16 protein-coding genes and 2 pseudogenes are annotated in these 17,719 nt (G+C 64.9%); 13 read left to right on the forward strand and 5 right to left on the reverse strand.

Annotated elements, in window-relative coordinates; genetic code table 11:
* Positions 1–171: 171 nt before the first annotated feature.
* The 3 genes and pseudogenes from ACVIJ6_RS04495 (at position 172) to ACVIJ6_RS04505 (ending at position 5,383) form a co-directional block, all read left to right on the forward strand.
* The gene (locus ACVIJ6_RS04495; RefSeq protein ID WP_456771663.1) at positions 172–1,404 is read left to right on the forward strand and encodes an efflux RND transporter periplasmic adaptor subunit; all 1,233 of its coding nucleotides are present in this window, start codon (positions 172–174) and stop codon (positions 1,402–1,404) included.
* A gap of 323 nt (positions 1,405–1,727) precedes the next feature.
* A pseudogene (locus ACVIJ6_RS04500) lies at positions 1,728–4,911 on the forward strand (efflux RND transporter permease subunit).
* Positions 4,912–5,161: 250 nt separating this feature from the next.
* The gene (locus ACVIJ6_RS04505; RefSeq protein WP_456771664.1) at positions 5,162–5,383 is read left to right on the forward strand and encodes a hypothetical protein; all 222 of its coding nucleotides are present in this window, start codon (positions 5,162–5,164) and stop codon (positions 5,381–5,383) included.
* A gap of 77 nt (positions 5,384–5,460) precedes the next feature.
* On the opposite strand, the gene ACVIJ6_RS04510 is transcribed toward ACVIJ6_RS04505, so the two are convergent.
* Positions 5,461–6,348, reverse strand: a complete 888-nt coding sequence (locus tag ACVIJ6_RS04510; protein ID WP_456771665.1) for an SDR family oxidoreductase — start codon at positions 6,346–6,348, stop codon at positions 5,461–5,463.
* Between the two features lie 143 nt (positions 6,349–6,491).
* On the opposite strand from ACVIJ6_RS04510, the gene ACVIJ6_RS04515 reads away from it, so the two are divergent.
* Entirely contained in the window at positions 6,492–6,926 is a 435-nt protein-coding gene (locus tag ACVIJ6_RS04515; protein ID WP_456771666.1) for a winged helix-turn-helix transcriptional regulator, read from the forward strand.
* Positions 6,927–7,085: 159 nt separating this feature from the next.
* On the opposite strand, the gene ACVIJ6_RS04520 is transcribed toward ACVIJ6_RS04515, so the two are convergent.
* Complete coding sequence (locus ACVIJ6_RS04520) at positions 7,086–7,466, reverse strand: chlorophyllide reductase (RefSeq protein WP_456777180.1); 381 nt, start codon at positions 7,464–7,466, stop codon at positions 7,086–7,088.
* A gap of 264 nt (positions 7,467–7,730) precedes the next feature.
* Here ACVIJ6_RS04520 and ACVIJ6_RS04525 point away from each other — a divergent pair, with 264 nt between their 5' ends.
* From ACVIJ6_RS04525 to ACVIJ6_RS04550, 6 genes and pseudogenes are all read left to right on the forward strand, one after another.
* The gene (locus ACVIJ6_RS04525; protein ID WP_456771667.1) at positions 7,731–8,180 is read left to right on the forward strand and encodes a DUF2975 domain-containing protein; all 450 of its coding nucleotides are present in this window, start codon (positions 7,731–7,733) and stop codon (positions 8,178–8,180) included.
* Between the two features lie 10 nt (positions 8,181–8,190).
* On the forward strand, positions 8,191–8,421 hold the full coding sequence (locus tag ACVIJ6_RS04530; RefSeq protein WP_456771668.1) for a helix-turn-helix domain-containing protein: 231 nt from the start codon (positions 8,191–8,193) through the stop codon (positions 8,419–8,421).
* Positions 8,422–8,614: 193 nt separating this feature from the next.
* The gene (locus tag ACVIJ6_RS04535; RefSeq protein ID WP_456771669.1) at positions 8,615–9,655 is read left to right on the forward strand and encodes an ABC transporter substrate-binding protein; all 1,041 of its coding nucleotides are present in this window, start codon (positions 8,615–8,617) and stop codon (positions 9,653–9,655) included.
* Positions 9,656–9,753: 98 nt separating this feature from the next.
* Positions 9,754–10,851: an ABC transporter ATP-binding protein gene (locus tag ACVIJ6_RS04540; RefSeq protein WP_456771670.1), complete on the forward strand. Its 1,098-nt coding sequence runs from the start codon at positions 9,754–9,756 to the stop codon at positions 10,849–10,851.
* Positions 10,852–10,886: 35 nt separating this feature from the next.
* Positions 10,887–11,999: an ABC transporter permease gene (locus ACVIJ6_RS04545; RefSeq protein ID WP_456776900.1), complete on the forward strand. Its 1,113-nt coding sequence runs from the start codon at positions 10,887–10,889 to the stop codon at positions 11,997–11,999.
* Positions 11,996–12,776 (forward strand): annotated as a pseudogene (locus ACVIJ6_RS04550) (ABC transporter permease). The gene ACVIJ6_RS04545 and the pseudogene ACVIJ6_RS04550 overlap by 4 nt, the downstream one beginning before the upstream one ends.
* Before the next feature lie 112 nt (positions 12,777–12,888).
* Here ACVIJ6_RS04550 and ACVIJ6_RS04555 read toward each other — a convergent pair.
* On the reverse strand, positions 12,889–13,788 hold the full coding sequence (locus ACVIJ6_RS04555) for an NAD-dependent epimerase/dehydratase family protein (RefSeq protein WP_456771671.1): 900 nt from the start codon (positions 13,786–13,788) through the stop codon (positions 12,889–12,891).
* Positions 13,789–14,095: 307 nt separating this feature from the next.
* Between ACVIJ6_RS04555 and ACVIJ6_RS04560 the strand changes: the two genes are divergently transcribed.
* Complete coding sequence (locus tag ACVIJ6_RS04560) at positions 14,096–14,257, forward strand: hypothetical protein (RefSeq protein WP_456771672.1); 162 nt, start codon at positions 14,096–14,098, stop codon at positions 14,255–14,257.
* A gap of 68 nt (positions 14,258–14,325) precedes the next feature.
* On the opposite strand, the gene ACVIJ6_RS04565 is transcribed toward ACVIJ6_RS04560, so the two are convergent.
* Positions 14,326–14,976 (reverse strand): glutathione S-transferase family protein, encoded by a 651-nt coding sequence (locus tag ACVIJ6_RS04565; protein WP_456771673.1) that lies wholly within the window; start codon positions 14,974–14,976, stop codon positions 14,326–14,328.
* A gap of 359 nt (positions 14,977–15,335) precedes the next feature.
* Between ACVIJ6_RS04565 and ACVIJ6_RS04570 the strand changes: the two genes are divergently transcribed.
* The gene (locus tag ACVIJ6_RS04570; protein ID WP_456771674.1) at positions 15,336–15,875 is read left to right on the forward strand and encodes an N-acetyltransferase family protein; all 540 of its coding nucleotides are present in this window, start codon (positions 15,336–15,338) and stop codon (positions 15,873–15,875) included.
* A gap of 79 nt (positions 15,876–15,954) precedes the next feature.
* Here the strand turns inward: ACVIJ6_RS04570 and argC are convergent, their stop codons facing one another.
* Positions 15,955–16,932, reverse strand: a complete 978-nt coding sequence (argC, locus tag ACVIJ6_RS04575) for an N-acetyl-gamma-glutamyl-phosphate reductase (protein WP_456771675.1) — start codon at positions 16,930–16,932, stop codon at positions 15,955–15,957.
* 382 nt (positions 16,933–17,314) lie between these two features.
* On the opposite strand from argC, the gene ACVIJ6_RS04580 reads away from it, so the two are divergent.
* Positions 17,315–17,662, forward strand: coding sequence for a DUF7677 family protein (locus tag ACVIJ6_RS04580; protein ID WP_456771676.1), 348 nt, complete (start codon positions 17,315–17,317; stop codon positions 17,660–17,662).
* Positions 17,663–17,719: the final 57 nt, after the last annotated feature.

Here is a 17,719-nt window from a genome sequence, read left to right on the forward strand (position 1 = left end):
GTCGCCGCCCCATCAGATTCTTATCTATTTGCGATTCCTAGCCATTTCTTTGATCTGCCGCAGCCGCCAAAGTTCCTTCTAGGATTTTCGTAGCATCCGTTACATAAGTCTCTTGCGAACGAGTTGCCAGCGCCACATTTGTAGCGAGCACTACAAATCTGGAGCGCGCCAATGCCTTCGCCTGAAATTCGTTCCCCCGGCCGCCTGAAGCGGTGGCTGAGCACCGTCGCCGCAGCCGGCCTGGTGATCGCCGCCGGCTCTTATGCCGGATCGCACTATTTCCAGATCAACCCCGTCCCGAATGCTGCCCGCGCCGCCGCGCTGGAGCAGGCTGTCGCCGTGACGGTCGCCGTGATCGAGCCGCGCAAAGCCAGCCTGTGGGACGAGTTCTCCGGCCGGCTCGAAGCGGTCGAGCGCGTCGAGGTCCGGCCGCGCGTCGCCGGCGCCATCCTCGCCACCAACTTCACCGAGGGCTCGCTGGTGAAGGCCGGCGACGTCCTGTTCAAGATCGATCCGGCGCCCTACGCCGCCGAGGTCGACCGTGCGCAGGCGCAGCTCGAGGCGGCGCGCGCCCGCGCCGCCTTCGCCGCCAATGAGCTGGAACGCGGCGCGCAACTGGTCGGCAATTCGATCGTCACCAAGCGCGACTATGACCAGCGCGACAACGGCAATCGCGAGGCGATCGCCAACGTCAAGGCGGCCGAGGCGAGCCTGCAGACCGCCAGGCTCAATCTCGACTACACGCAGGTCCGCGCGCCGGTTGACGGCCGGGTCGGGCGGATCGAGGTCACCGTCGGCAATCTCGTCGCCGCGGGCTCGGCGTCGCCGGTGCTGACCTCGCTGGTCTCCGTCAACCCGATCTATGCGAGCTTCGACGCCACCGAAGAACTGGTCCTGCGCGCATTGAGCGCGATCTCCGACGTTTCCGGCAAACGCGGCAATCTCGATCGCATCCCCGTCGAAATGACGACGTCGGGCGGCATCACGGCCTCCGGTCACATCCAGCTGATCGACAACCAGGTCCAGGGCCAGACCGGCACCATCCGCGTCCGCGCCGTGTTCAAGAACGAGGACGGCCGGCTGATCCCCGGCCAGTTCGCTCGCGTCCGCATGGGCCAGCCGCAGCAGCAATCCCTCGTGCTGCTCGACGAGCGCGCCATCGGCACCGACCAGGACAAGAAATTCGTCATGGTGGTCGGCGACGACGAGCGCGCGGTGTACCGCCCGGTGACGCTCGGCGGCAGCGTCGACGGCCTGCGCATCATCTCGGCCGGCCTCAAGCCCGGCGAGCGCGTGGTCGTCAACGGCCTGCAGCGCGTGCGGCCGGGGGCGCTGCTGAAGACGCAGGTCGCCGCAATGGGCGCGCGCGATGGCGCCGACGCAAAGCAACTGGCGCAGCGCTGATCATGATCGACCGACACGGTCACCACGCACGCGATTCCCACCCTCCCCTGGAGGGGGAGGGTCGACGCGCGCCAAGCACGCGGCGGGGTGGGGTGGCGGCGGCAGTTTGGCGAAACCTGCTCGCGTCATCACAGCTCTTCCGTAACGCGGCCCGGACAAAATTGACCACCGCATGCGCGGAGGGTCTGCCACCCCACCCCGTCTCGCATGTCGCTGCGCTCATGCGAGCCGACCCTCCCCCTCCAGGGGAGGGTGAGCACCGCGCACGCCGAACCAATCAGTCAGGCCACACACGCTGACATCTCCCGACCACGGGGCCTCCCATGAACCTCTCGAAATTCTTCATCGACCGGCCGATCTTCGCAGGCGTGCTGTCGACGCTCATCTTTCTCGGCGGTCTCATCGCGCTGTTTGCGATGCCGATCTCGGAATATCCCGACGTGGTGCCGCCCTCGGTGGTGGTGCGCGCGACCTATCCCGGCGCCAATCCGAAGGTGATCGCGGAGACGGTGGCGACGCCGATCGAGGAGCAGATCAACGGCGTCGAGAACATGCTCTATATGAGCAGCCAGGCGACAACCGACGGCGCCATGACGCTCACAGTCACCTTCAAGCTCGGCACCGATCCGGACAAGGCGACGCAGCTGGTGCAGAACCGGGTGCAGCAGGCCGAGCCGCGGCTGCCCAATGTCGTGCGCCAGCTCGGCGTCATCACCAAGAAGAGCTCGCCCGACCTGACCATGGTCGTGCATCTGATCTCGCCGAACGGCCGCTACGATACGACGTATCTGCGCAACTATGCGGTGCTCAACGTCAAGGAACCGGCTGGCGCGCATCGACGGTGTCGGCGACGTGCAGCTGTTCGGCGCCGGCGACTATTCGATGCGGGTGTGGGTCGATCCGCAGAAGGCGGCCGAGCACGGCCTGTCCGCCTCCGATATCGTCAAGGCGATCCAGGCGCAGAATGTCGAGGCCGCGGCCGGCGTGGTCGGCGCCTCGCCGAGCGTCAAGGGCCTCGACCTGCAGCTCTCGGTCAATGCCGAGGGCCGGCTGTCGAACGAGGACCAGTTCGCCGACATCGTCGTCAAGACCGGCGCGCATGGCGAGATCACACGGCTGCGCGACGTCGCCCGCATCGAGCTCGGCGCCTCGGAATATGGCCTGCGCTCGCTGCTCGACAACAAGCAGGCGGTGGCGATCCCGATCTTCCAGGCGCCCGGCTCCAACGCGCTTGATATCTCCACCAATGTCCGCGCCACGATGGCCGAGATCAAGAAGACGATGCCGGAAGGCGTCGAATATCACATCGTCTACGACCCGACGCAGTTCGTGCGCTCCTCGATCGAGGCCGTCGTGCACACTCTGTTCGAGGCCATCGTGCTGGTCGTGATCGTGGTGATCCTGTTCCTGCAGACCTGGCGCGCCTCGATCATCCCGCTGCTGGCGGTGCCCGTCTCGATCGTCGGCACTTTCGCGGTGATGCACCTGTTCGGCTTCTCGATCAACGCGCTCAGCCTGTTCGGCCTGGTGCTCGCGATCGGCATCGTCGTCGACGACGCCATCGTCGTGGTCGAGAATGTCGAGCGCAACATCGAAAGCGGCCTGTCGCCCCGTGACGCGACCTATCAGGCGATGCGCGAAGTATCCGGCCCGATCATCGCGATCGCATTGGTGCTGGTCGCCGTGTTCGTGCCGCTCGCTTTCATCTCCGGCCTGACCGGGCAGTTCTACAAGCAGTTCGCACTGACGATCGCGATCTCGACCGTGATCTCGGCCGTCAACTCGCTGACCCTGTCGCCTGCTCTGTCGGCGCTGCTGCTCAAGGGCCATCACGATCCGAAGGACCGCTTCACCCGCTTCCTCGACCGCGCGCTCGGCTGGTTCTTCCGCGGCTTCAACCGCGCCTTCGTCCGCGCTTCCGACAATTACAGCGGCAGCGTCTCCAAGGTGATCACCGGCAAGGCCGCGGTGATGATCATCTATGTGCTGCTGATCGGCGCCACCGGCCTGCTGTTCAAGCAGGTGCCGGGCGGCTTCGTGCCCGGACAGGACAAGCAATATCTGGTCGGCTTCGCGCGGCTGCCCGACGGCGCCACGCTCGACCGCTCCGAGGAGGTGATCCGCAAGATGAGCGACATCGCGCTGACGCAGCCCGGCATCGAGAGCTCGATCGCCTTTCCGGGCCTGTCGATCTCGGGCTTCACCAACTCCTCCAATGCCGGCATCGTCTTCTCCGGGCTGAAGCCGTTCGACGAGCGCAAGGATCCAGCGCTGTCGGGGCCGGCGCTGGCGATGGAGCTCAACAAGAAATACGCCGGGATCCAGGATGCCTTCATCGCGATGTTCCCACCGCCGCCGGTCAACGGCCTGGGCACGATCGGCGGCTTCAAGCTGCAGATCGAGGACCGCGCCGGGCGTGGCTACGAAGCCTTGAACGACGTTACCACCGCGTTCATGGGCGCCTTGCAAAAGTCACCGGAGATCGCCGGCGCGTTCTCAAGCTTCCAGGTCAACGTCCCGCAGCTGTTCGCCGACATCGACCGCACCAAGGCGCTGCAGCTCGGCGTACCCGTGACGGAGGTGTTCAACACCCTGCAGATCTACCTCGGCTCCTACTACGTGAACGACTTCAACAAGTTCGGCCGCACCTATTCGGTGCGCGTGCAGGCCGATGCGCCGTTCCGCGCCCGCGCCGACAACATCCGCCAGCTCAAGGTACGCGCGGCCTCCGGCGACATGGTGCCCTTGTCTGCGCTGCTGACGGTGCGGCAGAGCGCGGGCCCCGAACGCGCCATCCGCTACAACGGCTTCCTGTCGTCGGACATCAACGCCGCCGCAGCGCCCGGCTTCTCCTCGGGCCAGGCGCAGGCCGCGGCCGAGCGGGTCGCGGCCGAGGTGCTGCCGCCGGGCTTTGCCTTCGAATGGACCGACCTGACCTATCAGGAGTTCATCGCCGGCAATTCGGGACTGTTGGTGTTTCCGCTGGCGATCCTCCTGGTGTTCCTGGTGCTGGCCGCGCTGTATGAGAGCCTGACCCTGCCGCTCGCCATTTTGATGATCGTGCCAATGGCGCTGCTGGCGGCCATGGCCGGGGTCTACATCTCGAAGGGCGACAACAACATCTTCACCCAGATCGGCCTGATCGTGCTCGTCGGCCTCTCCGCCAAGAACGCGATCCTGATCGTCGAGTTCGCGCGCGAGCTCGAATTCGCCGGACGCACGCCATTGCGCGCGGCGATCGAGGCCAGCCGTCTCAGGCTGCGGCCGATCCTGATGACCTCGATGGCCTTCATCATGGGCGTGCTGCCACTGGTGCTCTCGACCGGCGCCGGCTCCGAGATGCGCCGCGCGATGGGGGTCGCGGTGTTCTCCGGCATGATCGGCGTCACCGTCTTCGGCCTGTTCCTGACGCCCGTGTTCTACGTGCTGCTGCGGACGCTGACTGGCATGAAGCCCCTCATCCAGCATGGCGGCCATGGCACCGTCGCCGCCCAGCCCGCGGAGTAAACGGCGATGTGAACGCGCGTGATGTCGGATCCGCACAACGCGATCGTCTCTTGATGCGTATGGGCAAGTGACGGTTGGCGTCCTCATCACGCACCACGGATGATCCGGCCCACGATCACATCTGATCGACTGTGAACCGGATCACAGACCAGCGCAGCGAAATGGAGGACGCCAACTCCAGCACGTTGCGCCGACCCGGCGGCCTGTCCCGCACCAGGCCGCCGGGTCATCTGACCGAAGGAGTTGCAACATGGATTTTTTGAATCAAATGGTCGCAGCCAGGTTGATGAAGACCGCCGAGGGATTTCAGCGCATCGGCGCACATGCTGCCTTTCGTCGACTGCCGGGCCCGCATGGCGCTGCTGCGAGCCCCCGTCCGGCGGTCGGCCTGGTCGTCGACAATTCCGCGGCACGCGATCCCGCGCTGTCGCAGATCTGCCCGGAGCGCGATGGCTGCAGCGCCGGCCTCTAGACCGGCGCTGATCTCATGCGATGCCAACAGGCGGCCCGTGGCGTTTCACAGAGCTTGCCACGGTTCGCCCGACGGCCTCAGGCGAAGGCGGCCTTGGCCTTTTCGACCCAATCAGCAAAGCTCTGCGGCGCCACACCGGTGATCACCTGATAATCGCCGGTCACCTCGGCCACACGGCCTTGCGCGGTGTTGGTGTCGAACGACGCAAGGATCTCGGCCAACGGCTGCGGCAGCCCCGCGCCGACCATGCCCTGGATCAATCCCGGCAGCGGCACCTGGACAACCTCGATCGGCTTGCCGGTGGCCGCAGACAGGATGCGCGCGATCTCGACCTTGGTCAGCGCCTGTCCACCGCTCAGCGTGAGCGCCCTCTTGCCGCTGAAATTGCTGGCGAGCACCACCGCCGCGGCCCGCGCGAGGTCGTCACGCGCGATATCAGCCGAGGCCCCGCCCTCATCCGCCGTGAACCAGCGGCCGGAGCCGAGGATCTGCGGCAGCGACATCAACAGGTTCTCGAAGTACCAGTGATTGCGCAGCACGGTCCAGCCGGCGAGCCTGCTGTCGCGCAGCGCGGCCTCGGTGCGAGCGTGGTCGGGCGCGAGCAACAACGGTGAGTTGTCGGGCTTCGGCATCGACGTATAGACGACATGGCCGACACCGGCCTGCTCGGCCGCCGCAATGGCGCGGCCATGCTGTTCGGCGCGATAACCGGGGCGATCGAGCCTGTCCGTGCTGATCAGCAGCATGCGGCCAGCGCCGGCGAAGGCGGCCGGCAGCGATTGCGGATCGTCGAAATCGGCCGCGCGGACCTGGACGCCCTGGACGGCCAGATCCTTCAACTGCTCTGGTTTGCGCGTCGCGGCGATGATGCTGCCCGCCGGCAGCTTCAAGGTGGTCAGCAGGTGGCGGATCACGGCGCGGCCGAGCTGGCCAGCGGCACCGGTCACGAGGAGAGTGTCGGACATTGTTAACCTTCGTCGAGGGGCTATGGGGTGGAAAACGCTGGCGAGCTGCCGCGCAGCGGGCTAAAGTCTCTTTCTGAGACCTGCTCTACATTAGGAACCATGAAAGCCTGCCGAAAGAAGGCAGTTTTCTGGGAGATAGGCACATGAAGGGAACTACCTCGGCCACAGCGCCTTCGGACGTGCCCGCACCGGCCGAGGGCGTGCGCGCCTGGAAGGAGAAGTTCGTCTCGATCGACGACTGCCCGATCCGCACCGTCATCAACCAGATCGGCGACAAATGGAGCGTGTTGATCCTCGCCGTGCTCGGCACGCGGCCGCACCGCTTCGGTGAGCTTAGGCGCGAGATCGACGACATCTCGCAGCGCATGCTGACGCAGACCCTGCGCGACCTGCAGCGCGACGGCCTGATCGCCCGCCGCGTCATTCCGACCCTGCCGCCGAGCGTCGAATACAGCGTCACCGCGCTCGGGCAGAGCCTGCTCGAGCCGATGTCGCGCCTGATCGGCTGGGCCGAGCAGCACCAGGCCGAGATCAAGGTGTCGCGGCAGCGCTTCGACCTCAGCCTTGCAAAAGACTGAGCGACGACACATCGCCCGCCGGTCGCGCCTTCGTCGAACTCATAATGCAGATCATCAGCAGCTTCGGAAGTTTTGAACGCAGCCGCAGAAAAACACGAAGTGAAGGCATTGATTGCGACGATCGGCTTCGGCGCATGATGGCTGCTGCGCCGAGACGGCTCATGGGCGCTTGCATCCGGCGCGATCGAGCATGTCCCTGACGATCAAAGGCGTTGCCGGCGTTTCCGCCGCGTCCTGCCCCGCGGCAGCGGAGCTCAGCGCCTGGCCAACATGCGCGGCGCTCAAGTTCAAGGAGGTCCGGCAGGTGGCGCGCCCCATGCTGGCAACGGCGCCAGCAGCCTCGCCGACGCCGGCAAGGTAGGCGGTGAGAACCTGCTGCGCCGTCCGGTCGGTCGGCGCCTTCTCCAGCATCTGTATCACCTGGGTGACCGATATCAGGCCGCGCGAGGTGGATGGCGCAGCGAACGATGGGGAGACCGTGGGAATAGCAGACGCGAAGGTGACGAGAGTGATGGCCAATTTGGTCTGGCAGCGAGACATGAGGTGGCTCCTGAGCTAACGTCCGATCTGTCAAACAAAAATAAATTATTGTCAAACGATAATTTTCGGATCATAGCGTGATCCTGTCGACAGACCGCCGAGAGACCAATCAAACAGTGGGGCCGTTCAATCATGACGCAGTCAGCAGCGACCTTCGACACGACTGCCGCGCGCGACCGCGACAGACGCATGAATCGCATTCGCCGGCTCAGCCAGCTGATGGCGACGGGCTGTCTCGTCACATCCGGGCTGCTCGCTGCGGCAATGGTGCTCTATTGGGCCTTGACGCCCACGCCGACGTTGTTCAGCCAGGCCGGAATTCCCAATGCTCCCGTGACCGAGATCGACTTTTCCACCCGGGCATTCGCGTTCGGCATCGCCATGGTCCCACTGGGGACGCTGATCTACGGCCTCCTCAGCGGACGTCGTTGCTTCGACGCCTTCGCCGCCGGCCGCATCTTCTCGCGAGATTCGATCAGACAGCTCCAGGCGTTTGCGATCGCCGTCGCAGGATCAGCGCTTTTGAAACCGCTGGCCGGCGCGGCGCTTTCCGTCGTCCTGAGTTTCCACAATCCGGCAGGAGCGAAGACGCTCGCACTGAGCATCGGATCGGATACGCTGATCGCCCTGATTTTCGCAGGGACGGTTGCGGTCATCGCCTGGGTGATGACGGAGGCGCTGGAGATCGCCGACGAAAACAAACAGTTCGTCTGAAGGACAGAACATGCCGATCCGAGTGCGGTTGGGCGTGATGCTCGCCGAACGCAATGTGAAGTCCAAAGACCTGGCCGAATATGTCGGGATTACCGAAGCCAACCTGTCCCTTCTCAAACAAGGCAAGGTGAAAGGTGTACGCTTCGAGACCCTGGACCGGATTTGCCAGTTTCTCGACTGCCAACCCGGAGACCTTCTGAGATATGAGGAAGCGCCGCCGACGGAGGCGGGCATCGAGTGAAACCACAACCGCGATAGAGCTGTTGATTCTGCGCGCCGTCGCCTGCTCCCAAACTGTGCTTGCCATGAGTTCGGCTTGCCGATAGCTTTTTGCTACCAAGGCAGCTGATCTGACGATGTGATCGTTATCGACGTTGAGGCTGCCGACCACGGACCAACAGGGCTGTTATGGCTCGACAATGAGCGGAGCGCCGATGAATGTTGTGAAGGCGACGCTTGTCGCCACCGCCACCGTGATCAGCCTGGCGCTGCCGGCGCAGGGGCGCGATCTCACCATCGTGTCGTGGGGCGGCAACTATCAGGATACGCAGCGCAAGATCTACTTCCAGCCGTTTGCCGCCAAGCTCGGTGCCACCGTGCTCGACGAGAGCTGGGACGGCGGCTATGGCGTGCTGCAGGCCAAGGTGAAGGCCGGCGTGCCGAACTGGGATGCGGTGCAGGTCGAGGCCGAGGAGCTCGAACTTGGCTGCAGCGACGGCATCTATGAGAAGATCGACTGGCAGAAGATCGGCGGCAAGGACGGCTTCATCCCGGCCGGTGTCAGCGATTGCGGCGTCGGCGCGATCGTCTGGTCGACGGGACTGGCCTATGACGGAGACAAGATCAAGGATGCGCCGAAGAGCTGGGCGGACTTCTGGGATACGGCGAAATATCCGGGCAAGCGCGGCCTGCGCAAGGGCGCCAAGTATACGCTCGAATTCGCGCTGATGGCCGATGGCGTGCCCGCGACCGACGTCTACAAGGTGCTGAAGACCAAGGAGGGCGTCGACCGCGCCTTCAAGAAGCTCGATGCGCTGAAGGCCGACATCATCTGGTGGGAGGCCGGCTCGCAGCCGCTGCAACTGTTGTCGTCGGGGCAGGTCGCGATGACCTCGGTCTATAACGGCCGCATCAGCAACATCAACCGCACCGAGGGCAAGCATTTCGGCTTCCTGTTTCCGAACAGCATCTACGCGGTCGACAGCTGGGTGGTGCTCAAGGGCTCGCCCAACAAGGATGCCGCGATGAACTTCATCGCCTTTGCGAGCCAGGCGGAGAACCAGGCCAAGCTGCCGGAATACATCGCCTACGGCCAGCCGAACATTGCCGCCGCCAAACTGGTGCCGGAGAAATTCGCCGCGGAGCTGCCGACCTCGCCGGACAATCTGAAGCAGGCGATCGCGCTCGATGTCGGCTTCTGGACCGACAATTCGGAAGAGCTGTCGAAGCGCTTCAACGCCTGGCTGGCGCGCTGAGCCGGCGGCCTCATCGATCGGATGCGCGATCTTCGGCTCGCGCGTCCGCCCTCCTCGTGCATGAGTCCCCGGCGTAAGCAGCGCCTAAAGCCGTCGTCATGGACACCCCCTTCATCTCGTTCCGACAGGTGGTCAAGCGCTTCGCGGCGCTGACCGTGGTCGATCATCTCGATCTCGACATCGCGCGCGGCGAGTTCATCGCTCTGCTCGGCCCCTCCGGCTCGGGCAAGACGACGCTGCTGATGATGCTGGCCGGCTTCGAGCAGCCGACCAGCGGCACCATCGCAGTCGATGGCCGCCGCATCGATGGGCTGCCGCCGCACAAGCGCGATATGGGCGTGGTGTTCCAGAACTACGCACTGTTCCCGCATATGAGCGTCCGCGACAACATCGCCTTTCCGCTGAAGATGCGGAACACGCCCAAATCCGAGATCGCGACGCGCGTCGCGCGCGTGCTCGACATGGTCAAGCTCTCGGCCATGGCCGAGCGCAAGCCGGCGCAATTGTCCGGCGGCCAGCAGCAGCGCGTCGCCTTGGCCCGCGCGCTGGTGTTCGAGCCGCAGGTCGTGCTGATGGACGAGCCGCTTGGCGCGCTCGACAAGAAGCTGCGCGAGCAGATGCAGCTCGACATCCGCGACCTGCATCGCCGGCTCGGCCTCACCATCGTGTTCGTCACCCACGACCAGGACGAGGCGCTGACGATGTCCGACCGCATCGCCGTGTTCAACCACGGCAGGATCGAGCAGATCGGTCCGCCGCGCGAGATCTACGAATTGCCGCGCACGCCGTTCGTGGCCGAGTTCATCGGCGAGACCAATCTGCTGGCGTGCAAGGTCGACGCCCAGGCCGGCGAGGCGGTGCATCTGATCACGGACTCGGGCCTCGCCCTGTCGGCGCATGCCGGCGCGGGCCGCATCGACGGCGGCAAGGTGCAGGTCTCGATCCGCCCCGAGGCGATCCGGATCAACGATCACGCGGCTGCGACGGCGAACCGCCTGACCGCACGCATCATGGATGCCGTGTATTTCGGTGATCACATGCGCCTCGTCGCGACCGTCGGCGCGCAGCGCCTGATCATCAAGGGCGACCGCATGAGCGGTGCGGCGGAGGTCGGCAGCGAGGTTGCCTTGTCCTTTGCGGCGTCGGATGTCTGGGTGGTGGGATCATGCAACGACCAGCCCTCCGCCAGCGCCTGACGGCGGTCCTGCTGCTGGCGCCGCTGCTGGCGTTCATGCTGTCGTTCTTCGTCGCGCCCTTGGTGACGATGATGAAGTCGGCCGTGTCGGATCCGGTCGCAACCGAAGCGCTGCCGCGCACCGCCGCAGCGCTCGCAGGATGGGACCGCGCAAACGTGCCGCCCGCCCCGGCGCAGTCCGCCTTCGCCGAGGACATCCGTGCCCTGCGCAACGACGAGCAGTTCGGCGATCTCGTGCGCCGCCTGAACAGCGCGCAATCCGGCTTCCGCAGCCTGCTCGGCAAGACCCGCCGCGCGCTCGACGGCACCGGCGTTGTCGATCTCGCCAGCATCGACCAGCGCTGGAGCGAAACCTCCTGGTGGGCGACCATCGCCGACGCCGTCGCCTCGCCCTGGACCGACAAGAATCTGCTCGCCGCCATCGACCTCGAGCGCAATGCCGCGGGCAACATTGCAGCGATGCCGGAGGGCGCCTCGGCCAACCGCCTGATCATGATCCGGACCTTCGTGACCGCGGCGCTGGTGACCTTGGCCTGCATCCTGATCGGCCTGCCCTACGCGATGGTTGCCGCCTCCGTCGAAGGCTGGCGCCGGCAGATTCTGCTCGGCGCGGTGCTGCTGCCGCTCTGGACGTCGCTACTGGTGCGGACCGCCGCCTGGTACATCGTGCTGCAGGACAACGGCCTGATCAACGCGGCGCTGAAGGGGCTCGGCCTGGCATCCGCGCCAATCCCGCTGATGTTCAACCGGCTCGGCGTGATCATCGCGATGACGCATGTGCTGCTGCCGTTCATGGTGCTGCCGATCTTCAGCGTGCTGATCGCGATTCCGCGCAATCTGATGCCGGCCGCGGCCTCGCTCGGCGCGCATCCCCTGCGCGCCTTCCTCCACGTGCTGCTGCCGCTGTCGATGCGCGGCGTCGTCTCCGGCGCGCTGCTCGTGTTCATGGCCGCGCTCGGCTACTATATCACGCCGGCGCTGATCGGCGGCGCCAACGACCAGATGATCAGCTCCGTCATCGCCTATTACGCGACGGCGGCGGCAAACTGGGGCATGGCCGGCGCGCTCGGCCTGGTGCTGCTGGCCATGACCATCCTGCTCTATGCCGTCTACATCCGGCTGACCGCAGCCGAGGAGCGCAGCGCATGACGCCACTGCCCATTCTCAAGCTGGTGTTCGCGGCGCTCGTGATCCTGTTCCTGCTCGGCCCGCTGGTCGCGGTGCTGCCGCTGTCGCTGACCGACAGCGTATTCCTCAACTATCCGATTCCTGGCTATTCGACGCGCTGGTTCCGCGAGCTGGTCACCGCCGACTCCTGGCGGCTATCGATCGTCAACAGCCTGCTGATCGGCTCCGGCACGACGGCGCTGGCCACCCCTGCTCGGCACGCTCGCCGCCCTCGGCCTGCGCGGCAGGCGGGCGTCGCTCCTGTTCTCCACCTTGCGCACCGTCTTCCTGCTGCCGATGGTCGTCCCGGCCGTGGTGCTCGGCGTCGGCATGCAGCTGATGTTTTCGCGCTACGGCCTCACCAACACCTATCTCGGCGTCATCATCGCCCACACGGTCGTGGCCGTGCCGTTCGTGCTGGTCAACGTCTCCTCAGCCCTGCAGGGCGTCGATGTCAGGCTGGAGCAGGCGGCGGCGAGCCTCGGCGCCGCGCCGGCAACCGTGCTGTTCGCGGTGACCCTGCCGATCGCCCTGCCCGGCATCATCTCCGGCGGGCTGTTCGCCTTCGCCACCTCGCTCGACGAGGTGGTGCTGACGCTGTTCGTCGCCGGGCCCAATCAGCGTACGCTCGCGCGGCAGATGTTCGCCACCATCCGCGAGAACATCAGCCCGGCGATCGTCTCGGCCGCGGCGGTGTTCATCGTCGGCACGATCGTGCTGTCGTTGTTGATGCTCGCGATCCGGCGACGGATGGCGTGAGCGCGAGACGCGCGCACCTGCCATTTGGGTGACTCGTCATGCCCGGGCTTGACCCGGGCATGACGTCGTGGAGAGAGCCGGCCTCCACCCCTGATCGTCAGATCCGGTGGTCCTATCCCGCCCTCACATATTGCCGCCAATCATGCGCCTCCTTGAAGCCGAGCACCTCGCGCGTCTTCCGGTTCGATAGCGGCGCCTCGCGCTCGCCGAGCTCGCGCGTGACGGGCACGTTGGGACAATAACGCCGCAGCAATTCGCGCGTCGGGATATTGGCGGTGACGGTGTCGTTCACGGCATTGAACACCTCGAAGCCGAGTCCATCTTTCTGGATCGCCAGATGCACGATCTCGCCGAGGTCGCGGGCGTCGATGTAGGACCACGCATTGCGCTTGCGCGACGGCGGATCGGCCAGGAAGCGCGGGAACATGTCGTATTCGTGCGGCTCGATAACATTGCCGATCCGCAAGCAGTAGATGTCGATGCCATAGCGCATCGCGAAGGCACGCGCGGTCTTTTCATTGACCACCTTCGACAGCCCGTAGGAATCCATCGGGTCGGTGTCGTAGTCCTCCTCGAGCGGGAAGCTCTTGAAGTCCTTGTCGCCCTCCGCGAAGCAGACACCATAGGTGGTCTCGCTGGAGGCGATGATGATCTTGCGCACGCCGAGTTTCGCTGCAGCCTCGATGACGTTGTAAGTGCTGATGGTGTTGACGCGGAAGGTCTCGTTGTCGGGCGCGATCAGCACCCGCGGGATGGCTGCGAAATGCACCACGGCATCCGGCGCCTGCGCAGCCCGGCCGGCATTGAAGCCCGCGAAGCCGTAATGCGTGGTCAGGGCGTTGAAGGCCTGGCCGCTGTCCGTCAGATCGGCGATCAGCGTGTTGATGCCGGGCTGATCGAGCGGCCTGAGATCGACATTGAGCAACTCGTAGCCCTTGCTCTTCAGATGCGGCAGCACGTGCCGGCCCGCCTTGCCGGTCCCCCCGGTGAACACCACACGCTTGGCTGTCATTTATTCTCTTGTCCCTACTGATGCGTGAAGACAACCTTTCTATCAGCTCCCGCCCGCGCCGCTCCAGAGGAACTTTCACCTGAGGCGCAGATCAGCGAATGCTCACATGGGTGGTTGGACCAGAACGGCATGGAACCTCCGATCAACTGGCCAGAGACGGATACAGCAGGTTGCGTGCTGGTCCGGCTGGTCGTCGTCGAGACGATCGAACGCGGTCAGCCGCCTATCAAATCGGAGCTGGCTCTCAAATGAACCTTTGTACTTGCCGTCCTCACCCACCTCAGGCGGGGCAAAGCAGAGGTCGCCAATGACGGCTATGGCCAGAGTACTTTCCCGGGCGCTGTCCGGGTCACCGGTTGGTGTCAAAGACGAGGCGCTCAGACATCTGGTGCTGATCTTTGCCGCAACTTTGCTCGTCGTCGCGATGGCACTGACCTACGGGATCGATCTGAGCCCCGGCCTGTTCTGATCGTCGCGCATCAGAAGGCCTGGGCCTCGTCTCGTTCGGGCAACGGTGAGACCGGCATCCGACTGGCTTCAAAACTCAAGCCGGCCGTAGAGGTCGTCGAACGGGATGCACACATGCATCCGGTACGCTGGCCTCGCCAATAGTCGCTCATACCAGCGTTCAACATTCGGCAAGGCCGGGCGCGGCAAGTCCAGATTGAAATAGCGATAGAGATGCGTCCCGATCGGAATATCGGCGAGCGACAGGTTGTCGCCTAACAAAAACAGTTTGCCTTCCAGTTGGCGTTCGACGCGCAGGAGGTAGCTGAAGGTCTGGTCAAGGGCGGCATTCACCGCAGCCATGTTGCGCTTCGATTCCGGCGTCCTGTACCAGCCCCAGAACACCCCGCCCAAAAAGGCGGGCTGCAGCGCCGATTGCGACCAGTCCATCCACTGATCCGCCACCGCGCGCTCTGCCGGGTCGATGCGCCAGAACGCGCTGTCATCCGCATGTTTTGCCGCAAGATATCTCAAGATCGCCTGCGACTCCCAGACGACGACGCCGGCATCATCGAGCACCGGAACGCGACCGTGCGGATTCATCGCCAAGAAGTCCGGCCTGTCGAGACCGCCAAATGCCCCTCCAAGCTGGACATGACGGTGGTCAAGGCCCAGTTCGCCAACCAGCCACATCACCTTCTGCACATTGAACGATGATGTTCGGCCAAAAACCGTGATCATTGACGTGCCCCATTGCGCGACGCTCAGCTCACAAACCGCAATTGCCGCGAAAGCGCCAGCGACATGCGTTCGAAGCATCCCTGGCCACGCTGAGTTCCGCAAGCGAATAAGGCATCAGGCGTGATCGGCTGACCGGATGCCTCACCGCTTTCGAGCTGCTTGCACGAGCCGCACACGCATCGCGCGCCGCCCGGTGCGACGACCGGCATCCCGCGACGAGCCGAAAACCCCGCAGGCCTCCAGGCGGTGAAAGCGCTGGCCGGCTCACCCCATGCGGAGACGACTCCTTCAGACCGGACGCAGCAGCTTGCGATCGAGATCGTTGCGTGGTCCAACAAGGCGACGGGGACAGGTGGCGAATGTCTGACGAAACGCTTGCCATGAGCGCTGATGTAACGCTGCGGCGCCTGAGCGCCGATGATGCGGCGAGCTTCAAGGCGATCCGCCTGGAAGCCCTGCAGGCCAGCCCCGAATTGTTCGGCAGCACGTTTGAGCTTGAGAACGAGCTGGATGTGGCGTGGTTCGCGGACCGGCTGGAGGAGGCCCATGTGCTCGGCGCATTTCGCGCGGGCGTGCTGGTCGGGACGGCCGGCTTCTCCGTCCAGCAAGGGCCGAAGAACGCCCACAAGGGCCGATTGTGGGGCATGTATGTTCAATCGCGCGCGAGGCGGCTCGGGATCGCACGCCTGCTGGCGCGCGCCCTGCTCGATGTCGCCCGTGAGCGGGTCGAGATCTTGCAACTGACCGTCATCAGAGACAACCAGCCTGCGCGGCGGCTCTATGACAACCTGGGCTTCATCGAATTCGGCATGGAGCCGAAGGCCTCCAAACACGGCAACCGATATCACGACGAAGCGCATATGATGCTCGACTTCGGCCGTGCCGCTAAAGCTTCCTGAGACTGGCGTCGATGCCGGCGATGGCGAGCCGCGCAGCATCAGGTTCAAGAACAGCTCAAGCCAAGACTCGCAAGAAACCTCACGGCCAGATAGGTCCGCCCTCCAGCCCTGCGGTTTCCGGCAGGCCGCAGATCAGGTTCGCATTCTGCACCGCCTGACCGGCCGCGCCCTTGCCGAGATTGTCGACCACGCCCATCGCGATCACCAGGTTGCGCTCCGGATCCGCCGCATAGCTGACGAAGGCGAGGTTCGAGCCCGTCGCCCATTTGGTCTGCGGCGGCTTGTCGGTCACGCGGACGAACGCCCGCCCGGCGTAGAAGCGCCTAGACGCCTCCAGGCACTCGCCCGTGGTGGCGCGGCCGCGGCAGTAGATGGTGGCGAGAATGCCGCGGGTCATCGGCACCAGATGTGGCGTGAACACCAGCCCGTCGGCGCTGCCGCCACTCAGCCGCTCGATCGTCTTGGCAATCTCGGGCATGTGGACATGCCTGAGCAGACCGTAGGGCACTAGGTTCTCGTTGCTCTCGGCGTAGCCGAACTTGCTGTCGCCGCCGCCCCGGCCGGCGCCGGAGATGCCGGTCTTGACGTCGATCACGATGTTGCCGGGCTCGATCAGCCTGTTGGCCAGCAGCGGCGCCAGCGCGGTCAAGGTCGCCGCGGGGAAGCAGCCGGGATTGGCGACGCGGCTCTGCCCCTCGATCTGGGCCGGCCAGACGTCGGCGAGGCCGTACGCCCAGCCCGCGACGTAGCGGTGGTCGCCGCCGATATCGACGATCTTCACGTCGCTGGGGACGCGCGCCAGCGCCTCGGCCGAGGCGCCCGTGGGCAGCGATGCGAACAGCACGTCGAGCTTCGGCAGGGTCGCAGGGTCCCACTTCTCGATCACCAGTTCGGCCAGCTTGGCCGGCACGCCGGGGAAGCGGTCCACCAACCGGCTGCCGGCGCTGCCCTCGCCCGCGGCGTAGACCAGCTCGAACGACGGGTGGCTCGCGACCAGCCGCATCGCCTCGCCGCCGCCAAACCCGCTGATCCCGACAATGCCGACGCGAATGCTCATGGGGGTGTCTTCCTGCTGAAGCGAGCGAACAAAGTTGAGCGAGCGCGCGCTACCGGCGCAGCGGCTCAGGCCGCAAGCGGGCGGGCCATGAGACATGGCCAATTGCGCAGGTCGCCGGGCATGTCAAGCGACCCGGTGGCAAGTCTTGGGGCAGCCTTCGTTGCGCGATCGGATGCCAGATGTGGGGCAAAAACGACATTCTCGGCGCCTGTATGGTAGGCGCCCAGACATCTCGGCAATTTGGAGGAGCGAGTGATCAACGATTTGATATCAGCCGCCGATGCAGTGGTTGACGAGCAAGGGTTCATTCGACTTCTGCAATTGATGGCACGCGATATGATGGAAGCAGCCAACTGAAACGTTCCTCATGCGGGAGGCATCAATGGACAGACTTGGAGATTCGGTCAGCGGCGCACTCCGCACGCTCGGCTTCTGGCTGGCAAACGGAACTGTTGGTTATCCGCTTCTCGAGGGCATCGATTATTCCTGCATATTCCGAGAACCATCAGCACTCGAGCAAGCCCTGGCGATTTACGCGAACGTCCTTCGGATCGACCAATCCGGCCAGGTGCTGAATGCCAGAGCCGCAGAGAGACGGGCTGCCCAGTGGATACGCGTGTATGTCGACCCGACCTACGTGGTCGATCCTCCATTTCAAAGCTGGGAGGTTGCGTTGCACGCACCTCCGAGCCTTGCCGACAAGGACCCTGACGCGGCCTCAGGCCACTGATCGCGCTGTTGCTCTCATCGCTCGGGGTGAAGCTTCGTTCGCCTGCCTCAACGAGCT

It is taken from the genome of Bradyrhizobium sp. USDA 4369 (assembly GCF_054056435.1).